This window comes from Duganella sp. GW821-FHT01E12 (assembly GCF_059422325.1).
In genome coordinates this window covers 840,654-860,750 of the sequence record NZ_JBWKWR010000002.1, presented here as the reverse complement: position 1 = coordinate 860,750, position 20,097 = coordinate 840,654, and the positions used below count along the sequence as shown (strand labels likewise).

The 20,097-nt window shown below is 66.8% G+C and carries 23 protein-coding genes and 1 tRNA gene; 13 read left to right on the top strand and 11 right to left on the bottom strand.

The window, feature by feature from the left end:
• Nucleotides 1-39: 39 nt before the first annotated feature.
• A complete protein-coding gene (locus tag AC07WS_RS09090) occupies nucleotides 40-885 on the bottom strand; it encodes an HDOD domain-containing protein (protein ID WP_494728726.1) in 846 nt (281 codons plus the stop codon).
• Nucleotides 878-1,225: a hypothetical protein gene (locus AC07WS_RS09085; RefSeq protein ID WP_494728725.1), complete on the bottom strand. Its 348-nt coding sequence runs from the start codon at nucleotides 1,223-1,225 to the stop codon at nucleotides 878-880. The genes AC07WS_RS09090 and AC07WS_RS09085 overlap by 8 nt, the downstream gene beginning before the upstream one ends.
• Before the next feature lie 167 nt (nucleotides 1,226-1,392).
• Between AC07WS_RS09085 and AC07WS_RS09080 the strand changes: the two genes are divergently transcribed.
• From AC07WS_RS09080 to AC07WS_RS09070, 3 genes are read left to right on the top strand one after another with little or no spacing between them, the layout of a single operon-like run.
• Nucleotides 1,393-2,979, top strand: coding sequence for a sensor histidine kinase (locus tag AC07WS_RS09080; protein WP_494728724.1), 1,587 nt, complete (start codon nucleotides 1,393-1,395; stop codon nucleotides 2,977-2,979).
• Between the two features lie 10 nt (nucleotides 2,980-2,989).
• Complete coding sequence (locus AC07WS_RS09075; protein ID WP_494728723.1) at nucleotides 2,990-3,394, top strand: DUF3224 domain-containing protein; 405 nt, start codon at nucleotides 2,990-2,992, stop codon at nucleotides 3,392-3,394.
• Nucleotides 3,395-3,422: 28 nt separating this feature from the next.
• On the top strand, nucleotides 3,423-3,593 hold the full coding sequence (locus AC07WS_RS09070; RefSeq protein ID WP_175001076.1) for a hypothetical protein: 171 nt from the start codon (nucleotides 3,423-3,425) through the stop codon (nucleotides 3,591-3,593).
• 9 nt (nucleotides 3,594-3,602) lie between these two features.
• Here the strand turns inward: AC07WS_RS09070 and AC07WS_RS09065 are convergent, their stop codons facing one another.
• The gene (locus tag AC07WS_RS09065; protein ID WP_494728722.1) at nucleotides 3,603-3,959 is read right to left on the bottom strand and encodes a PEP-CTERM sorting domain-containing protein; all 357 of its coding nucleotides are present in this window, start codon (nucleotides 3,957-3,959) and stop codon (nucleotides 3,603-3,605) included.
• Nucleotides 3,960-4,245: 286 nt separating this feature from the next.
• Here AC07WS_RS09065 and AC07WS_RS09060 point away from each other — a divergent pair, with 286 nt between their 5' ends.
• The 5 genes from AC07WS_RS09060 to AC07WS_RS09040 all read left to right on the top strand — a co-directional run bounded on the left by AC07WS_RS09060 (nucleotide 4,246) and on the right by AC07WS_RS09040 (nucleotide 9,431).
• Nucleotides 4,246-5,076 carry a ChaN family lipoprotein gene (locus AC07WS_RS09060; protein WP_494728721.1) on the top strand — a complete coding sequence of 277 codons (831 nt, stop codon included), beginning with the start codon at nucleotides 4,246-4,248 and terminating at the stop codon, nucleotides 5,074-5,076.
• A 4-nt stretch (nucleotides 5,077-5,080) separates the two neighbouring features.
• The gene (locus tag AC07WS_RS09055) at nucleotides 5,081-5,401 is read left to right on the top strand and encodes a thioredoxin family protein (RefSeq protein WP_494728720.1); all 321 of its coding nucleotides are present in this window, start codon (nucleotides 5,081-5,083) and stop codon (nucleotides 5,399-5,401) included.
• Between the two features lie 80 nt (nucleotides 5,402-5,481).
• Nucleotides 5,482-6,774 carry an MFS transporter gene (locus AC07WS_RS09050; protein WP_494728719.1) on the top strand — a complete coding sequence of 431 codons (1,293 nt, stop codon included), beginning with the start codon at nucleotides 5,482-5,484 and terminating at the stop codon, nucleotides 6,772-6,774.
• A gap of 191 nt (nucleotides 6,775-6,965) precedes the next feature.
• Nucleotides 6,966-8,351 carry an MFS transporter gene (locus AC07WS_RS09045; RefSeq protein WP_494728718.1) on the top strand — a complete coding sequence of 462 codons (1,386 nt, stop codon included), beginning with the start codon at nucleotides 6,966-6,968 and terminating at the stop codon, nucleotides 8,349-8,351.
• A gap of 87 nt (nucleotides 8,352-8,438) precedes the next feature.
• Nucleotides 8,439-9,431 (top strand): LacI family DNA-binding transcriptional regulator, encoded by a 993-nt coding sequence (locus AC07WS_RS09040; protein ID WP_494728717.1) that lies wholly within the window; start codon nucleotides 8,439-8,441, stop codon nucleotides 9,429-9,431.
• A 1-nt stretch (nucleotide 9,432) separates the two neighbouring features.
• Here AC07WS_RS09040 and AC07WS_RS09035 read toward each other — a convergent pair whose 3' ends face one another.
• Genes AC07WS_RS09035 through AC07WS_RS09015 form a run of 5 tightly spaced genes read right to left on the bottom strand, consistent with a single transcriptional unit; the run spans nucleotide 9,433 to nucleotide 13,915 of the window.
• On the bottom strand, nucleotides 9,433-10,344 hold the full coding sequence (locus AC07WS_RS09035; RefSeq protein ID WP_494728716.1) for a dihydrodipicolinate synthase family protein: 912 nt from the start codon (nucleotides 10,342-10,344) through the stop codon (nucleotides 9,433-9,435).
• A 29-nt stretch (nucleotides 10,345-10,373) separates the two neighbouring features.
• The gene (locus AC07WS_RS09030; RefSeq protein WP_494728715.1) at nucleotides 10,374-11,636 is read right to left on the bottom strand and encodes an FAD-dependent oxidoreductase; all 1,263 of its coding nucleotides are present in this window, start codon (nucleotides 11,634-11,636) and stop codon (nucleotides 10,374-10,376) included.
• Nucleotides 11,633-11,887, bottom strand: coding sequence for a 2Fe-2S iron-sulfur cluster-binding protein (locus AC07WS_RS09025; protein WP_494728714.1), 255 nt, complete (start codon nucleotides 11,885-11,887; stop codon nucleotides 11,633-11,635). Before AC07WS_RS09025 ends, AC07WS_RS09030 begins: the two co-directional genes overlap by 4 nt.
• Nucleotides 11,880-12,986 carry an NAD(P)/FAD-dependent oxidoreductase gene (locus AC07WS_RS09020; RefSeq protein WP_494728713.1) on the bottom strand — a complete coding sequence of 369 codons (1,107 nt, stop codon included), beginning with the start codon at nucleotides 12,984-12,986 and terminating at the stop codon, nucleotides 11,880-11,882. The genes AC07WS_RS09025 and AC07WS_RS09020 overlap by 8 nt, the downstream gene beginning before the upstream one ends.
• Nucleotides 12,983-13,915, bottom strand: coding sequence for a 4-hydroxyproline epimerase (locus tag AC07WS_RS09015; RefSeq protein ID WP_494728712.1), 933 nt, complete (start codon nucleotides 13,913-13,915; stop codon nucleotides 12,983-12,985). The genes AC07WS_RS09020 and AC07WS_RS09015 overlap by 4 nt, the downstream gene beginning before the upstream one ends.
• 48 nt (nucleotides 13,916-13,963) lie before the next feature.
• Between AC07WS_RS09015 and AC07WS_RS09010 the strand changes: the two genes are divergently transcribed.
• Nucleotides 13,964-14,800 (top strand): AraC family transcriptional regulator, encoded by an 837-nt coding sequence (locus AC07WS_RS09010; RefSeq protein WP_494728711.1) that lies wholly within the window; start codon nucleotides 13,964-13,966, stop codon nucleotides 14,798-14,800.
• Between the two features lie 12 nt (nucleotides 14,801-14,812).
• Here AC07WS_RS09010 and AC07WS_RS09005 read toward each other — a convergent pair whose 3' ends face one another.
• Complete coding sequence (locus AC07WS_RS09005) at nucleotides 14,813-15,817, bottom strand: YeiH family protein (RefSeq protein ID WP_494728710.1); 1,005 nt, start codon at nucleotides 15,815-15,817, stop codon at nucleotides 14,813-14,815.
• A 97-nt stretch (nucleotides 15,818-15,914) separates the two neighbouring features.
• On the opposite strand from AC07WS_RS09005, the gene AC07WS_RS09000 reads away from it, so the two are divergent.
• From AC07WS_RS09000 to sorB, 3 genes are read left to right on the top strand one after another with little or no spacing between them, the layout of a single operon-like run.
• Nucleotides 15,915-16,817 carry a LysR family transcriptional regulator gene (locus tag AC07WS_RS09000; RefSeq protein ID WP_494728709.1) on the top strand — a complete coding sequence of 301 codons (903 nt, stop codon included), beginning with the start codon at nucleotides 15,915-15,917 and terminating at the stop codon, nucleotides 16,815-16,817.
• 34 nt (nucleotides 16,818-16,851) lie between these two features.
• Nucleotides 16,852-18,105, top strand: a complete 1,254-nt coding sequence (gene sorA, locus AC07WS_RS08995) for a SorA family sulfite dehydrogenase catalytic subunit (protein ID WP_494728708.1) — start codon at nucleotides 16,852-16,854, stop codon at nucleotides 18,103-18,105.
• Between the two features lie 11 nt (nucleotides 18,106-18,116).
• Nucleotides 18,117-18,458: a SorB family sulfite dehydrogenase c-type cytochrome subunit gene (gene sorB, locus AC07WS_RS08990; protein WP_494728707.1), complete on the top strand. Its 342-nt coding sequence runs from the start codon at nucleotides 18,117-18,119 to the stop codon at nucleotides 18,456-18,458.
• Between the two features lie 57 nt (nucleotides 18,459-18,515).
• Here the strand turns inward: sorB and AC07WS_RS08985 are convergent.
• Nucleotides 18,516-18,592 (bottom strand) — tRNA-Met (locus tag AC07WS_RS08985).
• Between the two features lie 147 nt (nucleotides 18,593-18,739).
• Between AC07WS_RS08985 and AC07WS_RS08980 the strand changes: the two genes are divergently transcribed.
• On the top strand, nucleotides 18,740-19,144 hold the full coding sequence (locus tag AC07WS_RS08980; protein ID WP_494728706.1) for a VOC family protein: 405 nt from the start codon (nucleotides 18,740-18,742) through the stop codon (nucleotides 19,142-19,144).
• On the opposite strand, the gene miaA is transcribed toward AC07WS_RS08980, so the two are convergent.
• Nucleotides 19,141-20,097 (bottom strand): tRNA (adenosine(37)-N6)-dimethylallyltransferase MiaA, encoded by a 957-nt coding sequence (gene miaA, locus AC07WS_RS08975; RefSeq protein ID WP_494728705.1) that lies wholly within the window; start codon nucleotides 20,095-20,097, stop codon nucleotides 19,141-19,143. The two genes, AC07WS_RS08980 and miaA, sit on opposite strands and share 4 nt — an antisense overlap.

Here is a 20,097-nt window from a genome sequence, read left to right as displayed (position 1 = left end):
CAGCCCGCTGCTTCAGGATCTTTTGTTTCAGAATAATAATCAGCTCAGCAGCACCATCGAGATTTCTTCGTATTGCAGTTCCGTCTCGCGGAACAATTGCAGATAGATTTCCTCATCGAGGCCCAGCGCAGTCCAGGCCACGGTGGATACCGGCGGGACCAGATCGTCCTGCGCCTGCGCCAGATCGAGCGCATGCACGATGGCGTCGGCCACATGGATGATGGCCGCCAGGAAACCTGCGCCCGGCGCTTCCGGGTCGTGGTGGCCGCCGATGGCCAGCCGCATCGTGTCGGAAAAATTCCAGTGCTCCGCCAGCGCCATGCCGGCGTCGACGTGATCGACGCCCAGCACCTTACGCTCCGCGTCCAGCAGATAGCAATCGTGCTCGTCGCGGTAGGCGATGGTTTCCGAGTATTGATTCGGGAAGCACGACACCAGCACCAGCCGGCCGATATCGTGCAGCAGGCCGGCCGTGAAGGCGTAGTCCTGGTTGAAGCGCATCTGCCGCGCCAGCACCTTGGCGCAGGCGGCGGTGGCGATCGAGTGGCGCCAGAAGGCCTTGTGGTCGAAGCCGGGGCAGTGGCCCTCGGCGAAGCAGCCGGTGACGGCGGCCGCCGTGATCAGGTTGCGCGTGGTCTGGAAGCCCAGGTAGGTGATCGCCTGCTGGATGGTGGTCACCTTGACCTGCAGGCCGTACAGCGAGGAGTTGGCCAGCCGCAGCGTCTTGGCCGTCAGCGCCTGGTCGTAGGACACCTTCCTGGCCAGCACGGAGATGTCGACATCGTCCTGGTCTATGCTGTTGAGCAGCTCCATCACCACCGCCGGCAGCGAGGGCAGGTCGTCCAGCGTGCGGACGACGTCGTCGTAACTCAGCGTATTACTCATGCTCTGCGGCCTCCTGCGGACCCAGCCGGAAGTCCGACACGAAGCGGCGCAGCAGCGCGGTGGCCCAGTCGCTGTCGCTGTCGGCGTCGTTCTTGCGGAACAGGCGGGCGATGCGCGCCGCGTGGTGCTCCAGCGTGGCCTGCGCCGCCTCCGGCGACACTTCTTCCTTCAGGATGGGCAGCACCGCGATGCCGTGGCGCGGCATCAGCGCCAGCATGGCTTCGGTCAACACCGTGCCTTGCGGCAGCAGCACATGGCCTTGCACGTCCAGCAGCACGTCCGACAGGACCATGCCCGGCCGCACCTCCGCCAGCGTCAGTTGATGGTAATTGCTTGTCATGTTGCCCTCCCGGTTTGCTACCTGATCTACATTGTATGATCTTACCATTGCGTGCAAGCAAAGTCTGCCGCGGCGGCGTGACGGCAGGGGCCATAACTTGCCAAGTCGCATGTCATACCGTACATTGGGACGTTGCCGTCATTTCCATCTTGCAGGGAGGTTGGTCGATGTTTGGTATCCAAGGCCGCTTGACGCTGCTGTTCGTGGTCATCGTCACGCTGGTGCTGGGCATTTCCGGCACCTACGCCCAGTACAGCCTGGGGCACGAGCTGGAGGTGAGCAGCCAGCGGCTGCGCCAGGGCGTGCTGACCCGACTGCAGACCAGCCTGCCGTCGGCGCTGTGGGACCTGGACAAGGCCAAGGTCGACAACATCGTCGCCGCCGAGATGCTGCCGCCCGAGCTGGTGTCGATCCGCGTCTACGACACCTCGGTCGGCCTGTTTTCCGGCAAGCTGCGCAACGAGAACGGCAGCGTCAGTTCGATCGAGAACGACGCCGCGGTCGGCGGTTCGCCGGTGGTGGCCGACCTGGCCTACCGCGATTCCGGCGCGGCCGGCGCCTCGCTCAAGCCGGTCATCGTCGGCCGCGTGGTGGTCAACTTCAGCCGCGCGCAGATCGACGCCACGCTGGCGGCCGAGGTGCGGCGCAAGGTGATCGAGGTGCTGCTGCTGGACCTGATCCTGGTGGCGGCGCTGGCGCTGTCGCTGCGCATCGTGTTCGACCCGCTCAAGCGCCTGCGCGACGGCTTGTTCGACCTGGCCACGCGCGGCAGCGACGAGGTGGAGGAGTTGCCCGACAGCCGGCACGACGAGCTCGGCGAGGTGATCCGCGGCTTCAACGCCATCCAGCGCAAGATCAAATCCAACATCCAGCGCATCCGCGAGGCCGAGGACGAGGCCCGCAAGTCGGCCCAGACCACGGCCAAGGCGCTCGACGACCTGCGCCGCACGCAGGAATCGCTGCTGCAGGCCGAGCGGCTGGCCTCGCTGGGCGGGCTGGTGGCCGGCGTCGCGCACGAGATCAACACGCCGGTCGGCATCGCGCTGACCAGCGCCTCGGTGCTGATGGAGGCGACCGAGAAGGTGCACCTGGCGGTGGAGCACGGCAACGTCAAGAAGTCCGACATCACGCGCTACCTGGAGACGGCCGCCGAAAGCACGCGCCTGATCATGAACAACGCCTACCGCGCCGCCCACCTGATCCACAGCTTCAAGCAGATCGCGGTCGACCAGGTCAGCGAGGCGCGCCGCCGCTTCGAGCTGCGCGACTACATCAACGAGGTGGTGTCGAGCCTGCAGCCCAAGCTGAAGAAGACCCACATCACGGTCAGCATCTCCTGCCCGCCGGACATCATCCTCGACAGCTATCCGGGCGCGCTGGCCCAGGTCATCACCAACCTGACGCTCAACTGCGTCGAGCACGCCTTCGACCCGGGCGACGAGGGCCGCATCACCATCGGCGTGGCGCAGCAGGGCGACTGGATCGAGATGCAGGTGACCGACGACGGCAAGGGCATCCCGCCGGACATGCTCGACAAGGTGTTCGACCCCTTCGTCACCACCCGCCGCGGGCAGGGCGGCACCGGGCTCGGACTCAATATCGTGTTCAACCTGATGGCCAAGCAGTTCGGCGGCACCATCACCGTCTCCAGCGTGCTGGGCCAGGGCGCCAGCTTCGTGCTGCGCATGCCGTGCGTGACGCCGGTCGACGATCCGGCCGCCGCCCAGGCCGCCGATGCCCGTCTCCATAACTGAAAGGATAGCGATGCCAACAATCAGCGGTGAATTCAGCGTCAAGATGGCGCCGGAAGCCATGTCGGCCGTGGCGGCCGGCAGCGGCATCGGCCGCATGTCGCTCGACAAGCAGTACCACGGCGCGCTGGACGCCTTCGGCACCGGTGAAATGCTGGCGTATATGGACCGCGAACTGGGTTCCGGCGCCTATGTGGCGATGGAGAAGGTGCAGGGCGCGCTGGAGGGCCGGCGCGGCAGCTTCCTGCTGTGCCACACCGGCACCATGGCGCGCGGCGCGGCGGGATTGACGGTGGTGGTGGTGGCCGATTCCGGCCGCGAGGAATTGTCCGGCCTCAGCGGCACGTTGCAGATCCGCATCGAGGGCGGCAAGCACTACTACGATTTCGATTACACGCTGGGCGCGGCCGTTGCTTAGGCCAACTGCGCCACGCTAGAATGCTGCCATGGACAAAGACACACTCAAAGGCTTGGCGATACTGATAGGCGTGGCGCTGGCGGTGGCGATCTTTGCGGTGCTGGGCACCGAGGACGGCGTCCAGAAACTCTCCTGCGTCGGGCGCGCCATCCTGCATGGCGTCGCCATCACCAACATCCACTCGGTGTGCGGCCTGTAGCGGCCGGGTTCAGTCGGTAAAGGTATCCGACGCTTCGCTGCCGCGCGAGGCGAAGCCCAGAATGACCAGGCCCAGCATCAACATGACGAAGGTTTGCGGTTCCGGCACTTCGGCCACCGGATCGACGGCTTGCTGGTTGTTAGGGTCGTTCGTCGCCAACGCCTCCGGATCGCGATCCGGGGCGGTCTTCTCCGCAGGGGCCGAACTGTCGATGCCGCAGGGCGCGGGGCTGTGGGCGTCGCAATGGGCCAGTACAATTGCTGCGGCTGCAACTTTGCTTTTTTCCGGGCTGTTCGCCTGAGCCTGCGCGGCTCCGGCCATTCCCAGGGCCAGCAATAATATTGTTATAAAAGTCAACTTCTTCACGACACTCTCCTGACTTTGCTGCATAAGCAGGACGTTAAGGCTACATTAAAGCATAAACATTAAACTCACATCGGACGTTGATCCAACCGTACTCGACAGGTTCATATTAAACCATATTTAGTAACATATTGCCATCTCTATTTTTCTTTAGGCAATCAATTCGTGCGGCGCAACAACGGTTGTTGCTTGCTAGCCAGTGGCGTACACGATTCCCGCTTCACAACCAATAATTCAATTAGTTATGGCCCAGACACAGACGATTTCCGCATATAGCCGCACATTGGGATTGACTTTCGCGGTAGCCGTATTCGGCTTGCTGGCCGGCTGCGCCAGCGGCGGCAAACCGGCCGGCAGCGCCGCCGTGCCGGCGCCGGCGGGACCCAATCCGCAGGTGCTGCTGCTGGGCGAAGTGCACGACAACGCCGCCGGCCACAAGCTGCGCTACGAGCTGCTGCGCCAGCGGGTGGAGGCGGGCTGGCGTCCGGCCATCGTCATGGAGCAGTTCGACCGCGAAAACCAGGATGTGCTGAACAAGGCGCAGAAAGGCTGCCTGGACGCCCAGTGCGTGATCCGCGTGGTGGGTGGCGTCCGCTGGGACTGGCAGCTCTACTATCCGGTGATCCAGCTGGCGCTGACCTACCAGCTGCCGCTGGTAGCCGGCAACCTGTCGCGCGCCGACGCCTCGCGCGTGGTGCGCGACGGCATCGCCGCCACCTTCGATCCGCAAAGCGTGCGCGACTACCACCTGGACCAGCCGCTGCCGGCCGACGTGCGCGGCGGCCAGTACAAGGAAATTCTCGCCGGCCACTGCAACATGCTGCCGGAGATGATGGTCGACGGCATGATCAACGCCCAGGTCTCGCGCGACATCTGGATGGCCAAGATCGTGCGCGACCAGCAGCCGCGCGACGTGGTGCTGATCGCCGGCAACGGCCACGTGCGCAAGGACATCGGCGTGGCGCGCTGGATCAATGTGCTGGCGCCGGCGCTGACGGTGCGCAGCGAAGGCTATCTGGAAGGCGCCGGCGGCGCCGGCCGCTACGACGCGGTCTACACGGTGGCGCCGCAATCCCGGCCCGACCCGTGCGGCGCCCTCAAATCCCAACCCAGGTCCTGACGCCATGGAAAAAATCTACGTCCCGGCCGCGCCGGATCGCGCCACCCTCGACGCCCTGGCCGGCGCCACCGTGCTGGAATTCGGCGCCAACTGGTGCGGCCACTGCATGGCCGCGCAGGCGCCGCTGGCGCAGGCCTTTGCCGGCCACGACGGCGTGCGCCACTACAAGATCGAGGACGGCCCCGGCCGGGCGCTGGGCCGCTCCTACCGCGTCAAACTGTGGCCGACCCTGATCTTCCTGCGCGACGGCCAGGAAGTGGCGCGCCTGGTGCGGCCGTTGCAGGCCGACGAGATCAGCGTTGCCTTTGCGCAAATCGATACCTAGGTAACAAGCTTAACTGCTTGGCAGCGGGCAAGGCGGGTGTGTATGATGGGCCGCACCATCCACCCGCAGGAGCGTCAAGCATGAGTCAGTCTCACCCCGGATCGTCCAAGGCCAATTCCCCGGCCACCGTGCTGTTTGCCAGCCTGATCGGCACCACGATTGAATTCTTCGATTTCTACATCTACGCCACCGCGGCCGTGCTGGTGTTCCCCAAGCTGTTCTTCCCGGCCAGCGACCCGGCCGCCGCCACGCTGCAATCGCTGGCCACCTTCGCCATCGCCTTCTTCGCGCGCCCGGTCGGCTCGGCCGTGTTCGGCCACTTCGGCGACCGCATCGGCCGCAAGGCCACGCTGGTGGCGGCGCTGCTGACCATGGGTATCTCGACGGTGGTGATCGGCGCGCTGCCGACCTACGCCTCGATCGGCACGCTGGCGCCGGCGCTGCTGGCGCTGTGCCGCTTCGGCCAGGGCCTGGGCCTGGGCGGCGAGTGGGGCGGCGCGGTGCTGCTGGCCACCGAGAACGCGCCGCCGGGCAAGCGCGCCTGGTACGGCATGTTCCCGCAGCTGGGCGCGCCGATCGGCTTCTTCCTGTCGGGCGGCATCTTCCTGCTGCTGAGCCAGACCCTGAGCGACGCCGAGTTCTTCAGCTACGGCTGGCGCATCCCGTTCCTGTCGAGCTCGCTGCTGGTGATCGTCGGCCTGTACATCCGCCTGAAGATCCACGAGACGCCGGACTTCCAGAAGGTGCTCGACAAGAATGAGCGCGTGAAAGTGCCGGTAGTGACGGTGTGGCGCGACCACCGCCGCGTGCTGGTGCTGGGCACGCTGATCGCGCTGGCCACCTTCGTGCTGTTCTACCTGATGACGGTGTTCGCGCTGAGCTGGGGCACCACCGCGCTCAAGTTCAGCCGCAAGGACTTCCTGATCCAGCAGCTGTTCGCCGTGATCTTCTTCGGCCTGACGATACCCGTGGCCGCGCTGTGGGCCGACCGCTATGGCCGCCGCGCCACGCTGATCTGGGTCTCGGCAGCGATCGCCGTGTTCGGACTGGCGATGGCGCCGATGTTCGGTTCCGGCAGCAGCGTGCAGGTGACCGTGTTCCTGTCGCTGGGCCTGGGCCTGATGGGCATGACCTACGGCCCGCTGGGCACCATGCTGTCCGAGCTGTTCCCGGCCGAGGTGCGCTACACCGGCGCCTCGCTGACGTTCAACCTGGCCGGCATCCTGGGCGCCTCGCTGGCGCCGTACGCGGCCACCTGGCTGGCCACCAACTACGGCCTGCAATACGTCGGCTACTACCTGTCCACCGCCGCGGTGATCAGCCTGGTGGCGCTGCTGCTGGCCAAGAGCGGCGGCAGCGCCAAGGCCGCGTAATTGCCATAAATGTCATCATACAACGCCGCCATGGCAGCCTTCGCAACGGGCTGGCATGGCGGCGTAATCCCTTGAATATCCGCATCTTTCCGCTTGCCTATCGTGTTTTATAGTTGTACGATGACTTACGACTAGAATGATCTCGTGGAGACCGAGAGATCATCACCCAAAAACCAGAATAGAGTGATGCCATGAACCTGAGCGAGCCTGTGACCGCGCCAGCGGTGGGAGCAACCGTCGGTAGATACCGCTGGACCATCTGCGCGTTGTTGTTTTTTGCCACCACCGTCAACTACCTGGACCGGCAGGTCCTGAGCCTGCTGGCGCCCGACCTGTCCCGGGAATTCGGCTGGAGCAATACCGACTACGCCAACATCGCCGCCGCCTTCCAGTTCGTGTACGCCATCTCGATGCTGTTCGCCGGCCGCGTGGTCGACAGGATCGGCACCAAGGCCGCCTATGTGGTGGCCATCACGGTGTGGTCGCTGGGCGCGCTGATGCACGCCTTCTCGGTGCCGATGGGCGAGGGCGCCGGCGTGCTGCTGGGCGCGTTCGGCATCGTGGCCGCGCCGTCCATCCTCGGCTTCATGCTCGCGCGCGCCGTGCTGGCCGTCGGCGAGGCCGGCAACTTCCCGGCCGCGATCAAGGCCACCGCCGAATACTTCCCGAAGAAGGAGCGCTCCTTCGCCACCGGCATCTTCAACTCCGGCGCCAACGTGGGCGCCATCCTGGCGCCGATCTGCGTGCCGCTGATCGCCGGCATATGGGGCTGGCAGGCCGCCTTCATCATGATCGGCATGCTGGGCTTCATCTGGATGAGCGTGTGGATCGCGCTGTACGACAAGCCTGAGCGGCAGCCGCGCCTGACGGCGCAGGAACTGGCCTATATCCGCAGCGACCAGCCGGCGCAGCCGCCGCAGGCGGCCGGCGGCAAGGTCTCGTGGCTGCAGCTGCTGAAGTACCGCCAGACCTGGGCCTTCGCCTTCGGCAAGTTCATGACCGACGGCGTGTGGTGGTTCTTCCTGTTCTGGCTGCCGACCTATCTGTCGGCGCAGTACGGCATGAAGGGCGACGCCATCGTGCTGCCGCTGGCGGTGTTGTACAGCATGACGATGGTGGGCTCGATCGGCGGCGGCTGGTTCCCCAGCTACTTCATGGCGCGCGGCCACGCGCCCTACGACGGCCGCATGAAGGCCATGCTGGTGATCGCCTTCTTCCCGCTGGTGGTGCTGCTGGCCCAGCCGCTGGGCGCGGTCAGCTTCTGGGTGCCGGTGTTGCTGATCGGCGTGGGCGCCTCGGCCCACCAGGCGTGGTCGGCCAACATCTTCACCACCGTCTCCGACATGTTCCCGCAAAAATCGGTGGCCTCGGTGATCGGCATCGGCGGCATGGCAGGCGGCATCGGCGGCGTGCTGCTGACCAAGCTGGGCGGCTGGGTGTTCGACTACTACAAGGCGCTCAACGACATCCGCACCGGCTACATGATCATGTTCGGCATCTGCGCGCTGGCCTACCTGGTCGCCTGGAGCGTGATGAAGGCGTTGGTCCCGCGCCACAAGGAAATCACCGACCTCTGATCGGGCGGAACAGTGATGCCGACATGCTAAGATTGTCCTTTGGCGCTGCCGCGGTACGGGCAGCCAGGCATCTCCGATAGTCAGAACATGAAAAAAAACGTAGCAACCATCCGCGATGTGGCGGCAGCGGCCGGCGTGTCCACCGCCACCGTCTCGAAGTTCGTCAACGGCGCGCAGCGCTTCTCGCCGGCGGTGGAGGCGACCATCAAGGAAGTCATCGCCAAGCTGGGCTACCGCTCCAACCCGCTGGCGGCGTCGATGATCACCGGCCGCACCAAGAGCATCGGCCTGTCGGTGCTGGACGTCGCCAACCCCCACTTCACCAGCATCGTCAAGGGCGCCAACCGGGTCGCGCTGGCGCACGGCTTTACGCTGCTGCTGGTCGACACCGAGGAAAACCCCGACCGCGAACGCCCGCTGCTGGAAGCCTTGAGCCGCCGGGTGGACGGCATCATCATGTTCTCGCGCATGCTGGAATCGGAGATGGACTGGGTGATGGAGCTGGGCAAGCCGCTGGTGTATTTCGGCCGGCTGTCGCGGCTGCAGATTCCGTGGGTGACCAGCGACGACCACCGCGGCGCCTACATGCTGACGCGGCATCTGATCTCGCAGGGGCACAAGCGCATCGGCTACCTGCGCTTCCCGCGCTCGCGGCGCGACGAGGAGCGGCTGGCCGGCGTGCGCGCCTGCCTGGCCGCGCACGACATGGAGCTGGCCGTGTACGAGGGCGGCGCGCCGACGGCGGCCGAGGGCGAGCGCGTATGCTCGTCCATCATGCTGGGCGGCGAGCACCCGGACGCGCTGATCTGCTACAACGACCTGATGGCGCTGGGCTTCATGAAGGCGGCGCAGGCGCTGGGCTTCAAGCTGCCGGAGCAGATTTCGGTGGCGGCCTTCGACAACATCGAGTACGGCCAATACACCTCGCCGGCGCTGACCACGGTGGACCTGCAGAGTGAGCGCATGGGCGTGGCCGCGATGGAAAAGCTGATCGCCGCCATCGACGGCAAACCCGCCCCCGCCGCCACGATGATCGAGCCGCAGCTGATCCTGCGCGCCTCGACCATCAAACGCAACTAGCTTAGAACAGGGTGCTGACGTCCGGACGGGTGGCCAGCGCCTGCTGGACCACGGCGGTGACGCGGGCGCGGTCGGCGCCTTGCAGCGGCTGGCGCGGACGGCGCACGTACTCGTTGCCGACGCCGGCCAGCGTTTCCACCAGCTTCAGGTTCTGTACCAGCTTGGTCGACACGTCCAGGTGCATCAGCGGCATGAACCACTGGTACAGCTTGAGCGCCTCATCCCAGCGCTTGGCCTTCATCAGCTTGTACAGCGCCACGGTCTCTTTCGGGAAGGCCACCACCAGGCCGGCCAGCAGGCCGTCCGCGCCCACCGCCAGGCCTTCGAACGACAGGTCGTCCACGCCCATGAACAGCTGGTAGCGGTGGCCGACGGCGTTGCGCAGGTCGGTGATGCGGCGCACGTTGTCGGTCGATTCCTTGATCGCGACGATCCATTCGCAATCGGCCAGCTCCTTGAAGTCCTCCGGCGTCAGGTCCACCTTGTACGAGACAGGATTGTTGTAGACCATGATCGGCAGCTGCGCCGCCTTGGCGATCACGCGCAGGTTGTCCATCGCCTCGCGCGAGTCGGCCGCGTACAGCACCGACGGCATCACCATCAGGCCCTGCACGCCCAGCTCGTGCGCCTTCTCGACGAAGCGGCAGGCGGTGGCGGTGCGTGTCTCGCTGACGTTGACCAGCACCGGCACGCGGCCGGCGGCGACGTTCAGCGCGGTCTTGGTCACGGCCAGCTTCTCGTCGAACGACAGCGTGCTGGCTTCACCCAGCGAGCCGCAGGTCAGCAGCGCGTGCACGCCGCTGTCGATCTGGAAGTTGAAGTGCTTCTCCATTTCGGCGTGGTCGAGATCCTCGTTCTCTTTGAACTTGGTGGTTACTGCGGGGAAGACCCCTTCCCATTTTGCTGCTGCCATGCTGTTCTCCTTGTGATGAATCGTTGTGGTTAATCGATGATGCTGGCGATGCTGGCCGGCGAGATCGGCATGCGCACCGCGTCCGGCCGCCAGCCATACAGCAGTTCGGTGGCGCCGCCGCAGATGCGTCCCTGGCACGGCCCCATGCCGCAGCGGGTTTGCAGCTTGGCGCTGCGCCAGCTGGTGTGCGTGCGCAGCTCGTTGTGGCAGACGTCTTCGCAGCGGCAGACGATGGTGTCGTCGCCGGCCAGCGTCAATAATTCCGGCCGCAGCGCGAAGGCGCGCTCCAGCCTTGCCGCGAATTTTTTCCAGCGTGCGCGCTCGGCCTGCAGTTCCTGCGCGGCGGTCTGCTTGCCGCTGGCCGCCAGGCCGGCGATGCGGCCCTCCGCCAGCGCCAGGTCGACCCCGCCGACGCCCGTGCCTTCGCCGGCGCAGTAGACGCCGGGCACGGAGGTCAGCTGCGCCTCGTCCACCCGCACCGCCGTCTGGCCGTTGTTCGATGCGGTGGCGCAGCCCAGCGCCTGCGCCAGTTCGACGTTGGGCAGCAGGCCGTAGCCGCAGGCCAGGTAGTCGCATTGCAGCGCCTCCAGCTCGCGCGCGCCGCCGCGCTGTATCAGGATCGACTGCAGCGTGCCGTCGCCGTGCGCCGAATGCACATAGCTGTCGCGCAGGTAGGGGATGCCGTTCAGCTGCGCCGCCAGTTGCAGCGCCTGCGTGATCCTGGACGGCGTGGCCAGCAGGCCGAATCCGAAGCGCGCCAATGCCGGCAAGGACGCCTGCTCGATGATGGCGGCGATCTCCGCGCCCTTGCCGCGCAGCGTCGCGGCCACCGCCAGCAGCAGCGGGCCGCTGCCCGCCACCACCACGCGCTTGCCCTGCACCGGATAGCCGCCCTTGGCCAGCGCCTGCAGGCCGCCGGCGCCGGTCACGCCGGGCAGCGTCCAGCCGGGGAAGGGCAGCAGCCGCTCGCGCGCGCCGGTGGCCAGTATCAGTCTTTCGTATTGCAGCGTGGCCGACGAGGACGGCGTCTGCACCTGCAGCTGTCCCGGCGCCGGCGCGTACAGCACCCGCGTCTGCGGCAGGTAGGCCACGTTCGACGCGGCGCGCAGGTCGCTCCACATTCTTTGCGCGCGCTGGTCCTGCTGCTGATCCGGGCCTCCGCGCCATATCTGGCCGCCGGCCAGCGGATTGTCGTCGACCAGGCCGACCTGCGCGCCGTGCGCGGCGGCGGCATGCGCGGCCGCCAGTCCGGCCGGCCCAGCGCCGATCACCAGGATGTCGTAGCGGCTCATGGTCGCGACTCGCCGGTGATCACGCGCATGCCGTCGGCGCACGGCGTCTGGCACGACAGCTGGTGCATGCGGCCGTCGATGGTGACGCGGCATTCCTGGCAGACGCCCATGCCGCACAAGGGCGCGCGCGCCGCGCCGCGCACCGAGCGGCGGGTGACGGCGCTGCCGGCCATGGCGACCGCCGCGGCCACGCTGACGCCTTGCGCCACGCGGATCTCGCGGCCGTTGATGTTGAGGACCACGTCAGTCATTGAAGCGCCCCGGCAGGTAAGGAGTGTAGGGGATGCGCGTGCTGTCGCCGCTCATCTGCGCGGCCAGCAGCTGCGCCGTCGCCAGCGAGGTGGTGATGCCCAGGCCTTCGTGTCCGGTCGCCAGCCACAATCCGCGCCGCGCGGCGTGGGGGCCGATCAGCGGCAGGCCGTCCGGCGTGGCGGCGCGCAGGCCGGTCCAGCAGCGCAGCACGTTCAGTTGCGCCAGGGCTGGCGTGAACGCGGCGGCATGGCGCAGCATGCGTTGCAGCATGGCCGGCTCCACCGCCAGGTCGATCGTGTCGAACTGGCGGGAGGAGCCGATCAATACTTGTCCGGTAGGACGGGGCTGCAAATTGAACGCGACCGAGTCGCCGCTGGCGGCGTGGGCGCTTTTGATGTATCCCAGTTCCACCAGCTGGTGGTGGACAAAGCCGGGATAGCGGTCGGTGATGGCGATGTGTCCCTTCTTCGGCTGCACCGGCAGTTCCGGCAGCAGCGCGGACGAACGCGAGCCGGCGGCCAGCACCACGTGCTGCGCCTGAAGGCGCGCGCCGTCGGCCAGCAGCACGCCGTTGTCTTCGATGGCGGCCACGCTGCCGCGCAGCGTGGTGGCGCCGCGCCGGATCGCCCGGTCCAGCAGGATGCGCGCGCTCTTGGGCGGATACACCAGGCCATCGCCGGGCACCAGCAGGCCGCCGGCCAGGCCGGTGCGCAGCTGCGGTTCGCGCGCATACAGCGCGGCGGGCGCCAGCAGTTCGCAGGCCAGCCCGTAGGCAGTCAAGGTGTCTGCCTTGTCGCGCGCCGCATCCATTTCCTCTTCGTCGGCGGCGACCCAGATGGTGCCGCAGCGGCTGTACTCGTGGCGCTGCGGCAGGTCGCCCACCAGCGAATTCCACAGCGAGACCGAATACGCCGACAACGCCAGCTCCGCCGGGTTGTCGTCCATGACCACCAGGTGGCCCATGCCGGCCGCGGTGGCGCCGCCGCCGGGCAGGTCCTGTTCGATCACCATCACCCGCAGGCCGCGCTGGCTGAGCGCATCCGCACAGGCGGCGCCGACGATGCCGGCGCCGATGACGATCACATCTTGCTGGTTCACCGTATGCCCCAGACGAAAGGATCGGTCGGATCGAGGATCAGCTGCGCCTGCGAATTGACCCATGCGCGGCCGCGGATGCTGGGGATCAGCTGCTCGCCGCGATAGCGGTACAAGGCCTCGAACACGCTGCCGATCACGCTCTCCTGCTTCCACAGCGCGCCCTCGGCCAGCTTGCCGTCGGCCGCCAGGCAGGCCAGCTTGGCGCTGGTGCCGGTGCCGCAGGGCGAACGGTCGTAGGCCTTGCCGGGGCAGAGCACGAAGCTCTGGCTGTCGGCGCCGGTGCGCGATGGCGCGAACAATTCGATATGGTCGATCAGCGCGCCGCCGTCGCCGGTGATGCCGGCCCGCTCCAGCGCAGCGCCCACGGCCACGCTGTAGGCGGTCAGCGCCTCGACGTTACCAACGCCCAGTTCCAATCCATGACCGGAAACCAGGAAGAACCAGTTGCCGCCCCAGGCGACGTCGCCGGTGACCGGGCCGTGGCCCGGCACCTCGACCGTGACCTGGGCCTGGCTGCGGTAGGAGGCCACGTTGTCCACCGTGACGCTGCCGTCCGCGTGCAGCTCCGCCTCCACCACGCCCACCGGCGTATCGATGCGGTGGCGGCCGGCGCCGATGCGGCCCATGAAGGCCAGCGACGCGACCAGGCCGATGGTGCCGTGGCCGCACATGCCGAGGTAGCCGACGTTGTTGAAGAAGATGACGCCTGCCGCACAATCGGGGGCGTGCGGCTGGCACAGCAGCGCGCCGACCAGCACGTCCGAGCCGCGCGGCTCGCAGACCACGGCGGAGCGGAACGTGTCGTGCTCGCGTTTCAGCAGCGCGAGCCGCTCGCTAAGCGGGCCTTGGCCCAGTTCCGGGCCGCCGTCGGTGACCAGGCGGGTCGGTTCGCCGCCGGTGTGGGAGTCGATGATGGAGATCGTTTTCATGCTCAAATCTTAGGCTTCCTGCGGCCCGCTGTCTTGCATCTCCTGCGCATGATCGATGACGAAATCTGCACAACGGCGATAAAACAGGAGACGCCGCCCCGCGCCGCTGGCACAATCGCCTTCATGCACAAAGAACCCCCTCACGACGAAGCCCGCCGCGCCCTGGGCGCGGGCATCGCCGATCCCTTCTTTTCCGAAGCGCTGTTCGACGCGCTGCCGGACGTGGTTTTCTTCGTCAAGGACGTGGAGTGCCGCTACGTGGTGGTCAACCAGACCCTGGTCCAGCGTTGCGGCCAGCGGCACAAGGCGGCGCTGATCGGGCGCACGCCGGCCGAGGTGTTCGCCCGTCCGTTCGGCCAGACCTACCTGGCGCAGGACATGGCGGTCCTCGCCGGCGGCAGCGACATCGAAGACCAGCTGGAACTGCACCTGTATCCCAACCGCGATCCCGGCTGGTGCCTGACGCGCAAGACCGCGCTGCGCGACGCCGATGGCCGCATCGTCGGCCTGACCGGCATCTCGCGCGACCTGGCGATGGCCGACAAGAAGAATCCCGCCTACCGCAAGGTGGCGGCGGCGGTGAACCTGATCCACCAGGAATACGGCCAGACCTTGCAACTGGCGGAGCTGGCGCGCACGGCCCACATGTCGGTGGCGCAGATCGAGCGCTACTTCCTGCGCATCTTCCATCTGACGCCGCGCCAGATGATCATCCAGACCAGGGTGGAGGCGGCTTCGCGCTTGTTGAAGGGGACGGCCAGCGTGGCCGAAATCGCGCAGGCCTGCGGCTACGGCGACCACTCCGCCTTCACGCGCCAGTTCAAGGCCACCACCGGCGTCACGCCGACGCAGTACCGGCAGGCGGTGGCGGGCAAGGGCGGCTAGGCGGCGCGGGGCTCAGGCGACGCCCAGCAGTTTGATCAGCGCAAAACTGACGGCGGCAAGGCCCAGCAAGGACAGCACCACCACCGCCGCGACCCGTCCGCCGGCGCGCAGCACGGCGCGCGCGTCCACGCCCAGTCCCAGCGCGGCCATCGACATGATGGTGCAGAAGTTGGCCGCCGCATGCGCCGGCGACAGCGCGGCCGCCGGTATCGCGCCGAACGAGCGCAAGGCCAGCAACAGCAGGAATCCGGCGATAAACCACGGCACCAGATGCGACAGCGCGGGCCGCGATCCACCGTCGCGCGGCGCGAACAGCGACAGGATCAGCACCACCGGCCCAAGCATCAGCACCCGCACCAGCTTGACCAGCGTGCCGACATGCACGCTGCTGACGGCGACCGAACCGGTGGCGGCCAGCACCTGCGGCACCGCGTACACGGTCAGCCCGGCGAACACGCCGAACTGCACCGGCGAGAACGACAGCAGCGACACCATCAACGGCAGCACCAGTACCACGGCCACGCCCAGCACCGCAGTGAAGGCGATGGCGGCGGCGACGTCCTGGCCGTCGGCGTCGATCACCGGCGCCACGGCGGCGATGGCCGAATTGCCGCAGATCGAATTGCCGCAGGCGATCAGGATCGCCATCTTGCGCGGCAGCCCGAAGGCGCGGCCGATGGCGAAACTGAGCGCGATCGCGATCGCCACCACGGCCGCGATCCCGGCTATCAAGCCGACGCCGTTCTCCAGCAGCGAGCGCGCGCTGACCGAGGCGCCCAGCAGCACCACGGCGATTTCCAGCAGCAGCTTGGCGCCGACCTGGATGCCGGCCTCGAAGCGCTGCTCGATGCCCAGCAAGGTGCGGATGGCGGTGCCCAGCAGGATGGCCAGCACCAGGCTTTCCAGCCAGGCGCGCCCCAGCACGGCGCTCTCCACGGCCTCCAGCGCGTAAGCGGAGGCGGTGACCACGCAGCACAGCGCCAGTCCGGGCAGGGCGTCAGTCATGTTCTTGTTCATTGCGTCATCCTTGATGGTTCGATGGCGCGATTATCAAGTCGACAGATCGTTGCGTCCATCTTACAATTTATGACAATTCATTCAATCAAATCGAACAATGACACTGGAACAGTTACGCATCTTCGTGGAAGTCGCAGAGCGGCAGCACCTGACGCAGGCGGCCAGCGCACTGGCGCTGACGCCGTCGGCCGTCAGCGCCTCCATCAAGGTGCTGGAGGAACGCTACGGCACGCCGCTGTTCAACCGCGTCGGGCGCCGCATCGAAACCAGCGAGGCTGGCCGCATCTTCCTGGTGGAGGCGCGCCGCACGCTGGCCAGCGCCCGCGCCGCCGAACTGACGCTGGCCGAATTGGGCGGCATGAAGCGCGGCACGCTGACCATACAGGCCAGCCAGACCATCGCCAGCTACTGGCTGCCGCAGTTCCTGGTGCGCTTCCGCCAGGCCTGGCCGTCGATAGAACTCGACGTCGCGGTCGATAACACCCACAACGTGGCGCAGGCCGTGCTGCAGGGCGTCGCCGACCTGGGCTTCGTGGAAGGCGCGATCGACGAGCCGGCGCTGCTGGCCGAGCCGGTGGCGCAGGACCGGATGGTGGCGGTGGTCGCGCCGGGCCATCCGTGGGCGGCCGGCAAGGCGCTGCGGCCGGCGCAGCTGCTGGCGGCCCAGTGGATACTGCGCGAGGAAGGCTCGGGCACGCGCTCCGCGTTCGAGGCGGCGCTGGCGGAGCGCGGCATCCCGGCGGACGCGCTGCGGATCGCGCTGTCGCTGCCGTCGAACGAGGCGGTGCGCTCGGCCGTGATGGCGGGGCCGTTCGCCACCGTCGTGTCGGAGCTGGTGGTGGCCTCGCATTTGAAGGCGGGCTTGCTGGCCAAGGCGAACTTCAAGATGGCGGGGCGCGATTTCCTGATGTTGCGGCACCGCGAGCGCTACAAGAGCAAGGCGTCGGTGGCGCTGGAACAGTTGATTCGGGAGGTGCGCGCCGATTTGTGGCAATATTGACGCGCTTAACTTCTCAATAAGATCGGAGACCGGCATGGAGACTAAAACGTTGGTATTGACGGCAGAGGCGTTGCGGCGCCGTTCCTTTTTGCGGCAGGCCGGCACGCTGGGCGCGGCCGCCGCTTTCGGCAACCCTGCGCTGAGCGCTCTGGCGGCGGAGGCGCGCCGCGTCACGCTGCCTTTCGAGAACGGCGAGCGCGAGCTGGTCGCCTATCCGCAGAAACGGCCCCTGATCCTGCTCACCGCGCGCCCGCCGCAGCTGGAAACGCCGTTCAGCGTGTTCAACGAATCGGCGATCACGCCCAACGACGCCTTCTTCGTGCGCTACCACTGGAGCGGCATCCCGACCTCCATCGATCCGCAGGCATACCGCCTGCGCGTGGGCGGCAACGTCAACACGCCGCTGGAGTTGTCGCTGTCCGATCTGCGGCAGATGGCCGATGCGACCGAGTTGGTGGCCGTGGTCCAATGCTCGGGCAACAGCCGTGGCCATTTCGAGCCGCGCGCTAACGGCGGCCAGCTGTCCAACGGCGCCATGGGCAACGCCCGCTGGACCGGCATCCCGCTGCGCAAGGTGCTGGAGAAGGCCGGCGTGAAAGCCGGTTCGGTGCAGGTGGCCTTCAATGGCCTGGACACGCCGCCGCTCGGCGACGGCCCGGACTTCGTCAAGGCCCTCAACCTCGATCACGCGCTGGATGGCGAAGTGATGCTGGCCTGGCAGATGAACGGCGCCGACCTGCCGATGCTGAACGGCTATCCGCTGCGCCTGATCGTACCCGGCTACTACGGCACTTATTGGGTCAAGCACCTGTCCGACATCACCGTGACCGACAAGGTGTTCGACGGCTTCTGGATGAGCACCGCGTACCGCATCCCGGACAACCAGTGCGCCTGCACGGAGCCGGGCAAGGCGCCGGTCAAGACGGTGCCGATCAACCGCATGAACGTGCGCTCCTTCATCACCAGCCTGGCCAACGGCGCCCACGTCAAGACCGGACAGCAGACGGTGGTGCGCGGCATTGCCTTCGACGGCGGCTACGGCGTGAACGAGGTGGCCTTCTCGGCCGACGGCGGCAGGAACTGGCAGGCCGCGCAGCTGGGCAAGGACCTCGGAAAATATTCGTTCCGCGAATGGAGCGCCGCGTTCACGCCCAAACAGAAGGGCGCCCACGAGCTGCTGGTGCGTGCGGTCAACCGCATCGGCCAGGGACAGCCCACCAGCGCCCTGTGGAACCCGCCCGGCTACATGCGCAATGTGGTCGAATCGACGCGCATCGTCGCCGTTTAAGGAGAGCCACCATGATGATCCGATCCCTGCTTGCCGCCAGCCTGATGGCCGCCGCCCCCGCGTTCGCGCTCGACATCGACCTGCCGTCCGAAACCGCGCTGTTCAAACCCAGCACGCTGCCGGGTTATGCGCTGGTGCAGAACAACTGCATGCTGTGCCACTCGGTGCACTACATCCAGTCGCAGCCACCAACCTCGCCGCGCGCGTACTGGGAAGCGACGGTGAAGAAGATGAAGAAGCCGTTCGGCGCGCCCTTTGCGGACGCCGACATTCCCGACATGGTGGACTATCTGGTCAAGACCTACGGCGCCGAACGCCCGGCCGCGGCGCGGCCGGCCGCCTCGACGAAATAAGGCGGCGCACAAGCAAAAAGGGCGATAACTCATCGAGTTATCGCCCTTCGAAATTCTTGGTGGTGATAGATGGACTTGAACCATCGACCCCAGCATTATGAATGCTGTGCTCTAACCAACTGAGCTATATCACCTGCAACGCCCAGCATTATGGGGGTTGGAGCCTAAGCTGTCAATGATGGTCCCGAAAATTTTTCAAAAATTTTGAATCGCGCCGCCAAAAGATAGTCAAATTGGTATGCTGTTTCGGCTGGTGTGAGCATTTTTCTAACGGAGACGATATGGCGACCAATATCTTTGTGAACCTGCCCGTGCGCGACCTGGCCGCGTCGGTCAGGTTCTTCACGCATCTGGGCTACACCTTCAACCCGCAGTACACGGACGAGAGCGCCACGTGCATGATCGTGGCGGAGAATATCTTCGTCATGCTGCTGGTGGAGGAGCGCTTCAAGAGCTTCACGCCCAAGCCGATCTGCGACGCCCGCGCGGCCACCGAGGTGCTGATCTGCCTGCAGGCCGAATCGCGCGAGCAGGTGGCGTTCATCGTCGCCAAGGCCATCGAGGCCGGCGGCAGCGCCTACAAGGAGCCGCAGGACCACGGCTTCATGTACGGCCACGGCTACCAGGACCTGGACGGCCATTTGTGGGAAATTATTTATATGGATTCGGCGCCGCCGAAAACTTAGCCCAGCTTCCCGGCGATCTGCGCCAGCATGGCGCTGGCCGGATCGGGGGCCAGGCAGTCGAGCACCACGCGCTCCGGCATGGAGCGCAGCCACGTCAACTGGCGCTTGGCCAGCTGGCGCGTGGCGATGATGCCGGTTTCCCGCATGGTCTTGTAGTCGATGCTGCCGTCCAGGTATTCCCACGCCTGCCGGTAACCCACGCAGCGCATCGACGGCAGGCCGGGATGCAGGTCGCCGCGGCGGCGCAGCACTTCCACTTCGGTGAGCAGGTTACCGTCCGGGCCTTCTTCGAGCATGATGTCGAAGCGGCGCGCGATGCGCTCGTGCAGCACGGCGCGATCCGACGGCTCCAGCGCGAACGACAGCAGCTCGAACGGCAACTCGGTCTTCTCCTTCAACGCCAACAGCTCGGACATCGGCTTGCCGCTCAGGGTGCAGATCTCCAGCGCGCGCTGGATGCGCTGCGCGTCCGCCGGCGCCAGGCGGGCGGCGGTTTCGGGATCGAGCAAGGCCAGCCTGGCGTGCATGGCCGGCCAGCCGACGCGGGCCGCTTCGTCTTCCAGCTCGGCGCGCAGCGCGGGATCGGCGCCGGGCAGGTCGTCCAGGCCGTCGGCCAGTCCCTTGAAGTACAACATGGTGCCGCCCACCAGCAGCGGCAGTTTGCCGCGCGCGACGATGTCGTCGACCAGGCGCAGCGTATCGTTGCGGAACTGCGCCACCGAGTACGAGTCCAGCGGGTCGATGATGTCGATCAGGTGGTGCGGCGCGGCGGCGCGCTCCTCGCGTGTGGGCTTGGCGGTGCCGATGTCCATGCCGCGGTACACCAGCGCGGAATCGACCGAGATGATCTCCGACGGAATGCGCTGCGCGATCGCCAGCGCGGACGCGGTCTTGCCCGACGCGGTCGGGCCCATGATGGCAACCGCCAGCGGTTTTGAAACGATATCGCCCAT

Bases quoted from the DNA above. Each gene is read 5' to 3' on its own strand.
- AC07WS_RS09040 (WP_494728717.1), top strand. From the start codon at position 8,439: ATGAAAAAAAACGTAGCAACCATCCGCGATGTGGCGGCAGCGGCCGGC.
- AC07WS_RS09055 (WP_494728720.1), top strand. From the start codon at position 5,081: ATGGAAAAAATCTACGTCCCGGCCGCGCCGGATCGCGCCACCCTCGAC.
- AC07WS_RS09000 (WP_494728709.1), top strand. From the start codon at position 15,915: ATGACACTGGAACAGTTACGCATCTTCGTGGAAGTCGCAGAGCGGCAG.
- AC07WS_RS09050 (WP_494728719.1), top strand. From the start codon at position 5,482: ATGAGTCAGTCTCACCCCGGATCGTCCAAGGCCAATTCCCCGGCCACC.
- AC07WS_RS09015 (WP_494728712.1), bottom strand. From the start codon at position 13,915: ATGAAAACGATCTCCATCATCGACTCCCACACCGGCGGCGAACCGACC.
- sorA (WP_494728708.1), top strand. From the start codon at position 16,852: ATGGAGACTAAAACGTTGGTATTGACGGCAGAGGCGTTGCGGCGCCGT.
- AC07WS_RS09035 (WP_494728716.1), bottom strand. From the start codon at position 10,344: ATGGCAGCAGCAAAATGGGAAGGGGTCTTCCCCGCAGTAACCACCAAG.
- AC07WS_RS08980 (WP_494728706.1), top strand. From the start codon at position 18,740: ATGGCGACCAATATCTTTGTGAACCTGCCCGTGCGCGACCTGGCCGCG.
- AC07WS_RS09005 (WP_494728710.1), bottom strand. From the start codon at position 15,817: ATGAACAAGAACATGACTGACGCCCTGCCCGGACTGGCGCTGTGCTGC.
- sorB (WP_494728707.1), top strand. From the start codon at position 18,117: ATGATGATCCGATCCCTGCTTGCCGCCAGCCTGATGGCCGCCGCCCCC.
- AC07WS_RS09075 (WP_494728723.1), top strand. From the start codon at position 2,990: ATGCCAACAATCAGCGGTGAATTCAGCGTCAAGATGGCGCCGGAAGCC.
- AC07WS_RS09010 (WP_494728711.1), top strand. From the start codon at position 13,964: ATGATCGATGACGAAATCTGCACAACGGCGATAAAACAGGAGACGCCG.
- AC07WS_RS09030 (WP_494728715.1), bottom strand. From the start codon at position 11,636: ATGAGCCGCTACGACATCCTGGTGATCGGCGCTGGGCCGGCCGGACTG.
- AC07WS_RS09085 (WP_494728725.1), bottom strand. From the start codon at position 1,225: ATGACAAGCAATTACCATCAACTGACGCTGGCGGAGGTGCGGCCGGGC.
- AC07WS_RS09080 (WP_494728724.1), top strand. From the start codon at position 1,393: ATGTTTGGTATCCAAGGCCGCTTGACGCTGCTGTTCGTGGTCATCGTC.
- AC07WS_RS09025 (WP_494728714.1), bottom strand. From the start codon at position 11,887: ATGACTGACGTGGTCCTCAACATCAACGGCCGCGAGATCCGCGTGGCG.
- AC07WS_RS09045 (WP_494728718.1), top strand. From the start codon at position 6,966: ATGAACCTGAGCGAGCCTGTGACCGCGCCAGCGGTGGGAGCAACCGTC.
- AC07WS_RS09070 (WP_175001076.1), top strand. From the start codon at position 3,423: ATGGACAAAGACACACTCAAAGGCTTGGCGATACTGATAGGCGTGGCG.
- miaA (WP_494728705.1), bottom strand. From the start codon at position 20,097: ATGGGCGATATCGTTTCAAAACCGCTGGCGGTTGCCATCATGGGCCCG.
- AC07WS_RS09090 (WP_494728726.1), bottom strand. From the start codon at position 885: ATGAGTAATACGCTGAGTTACGACGACGTCGTCCGCACGCTGGACGAC.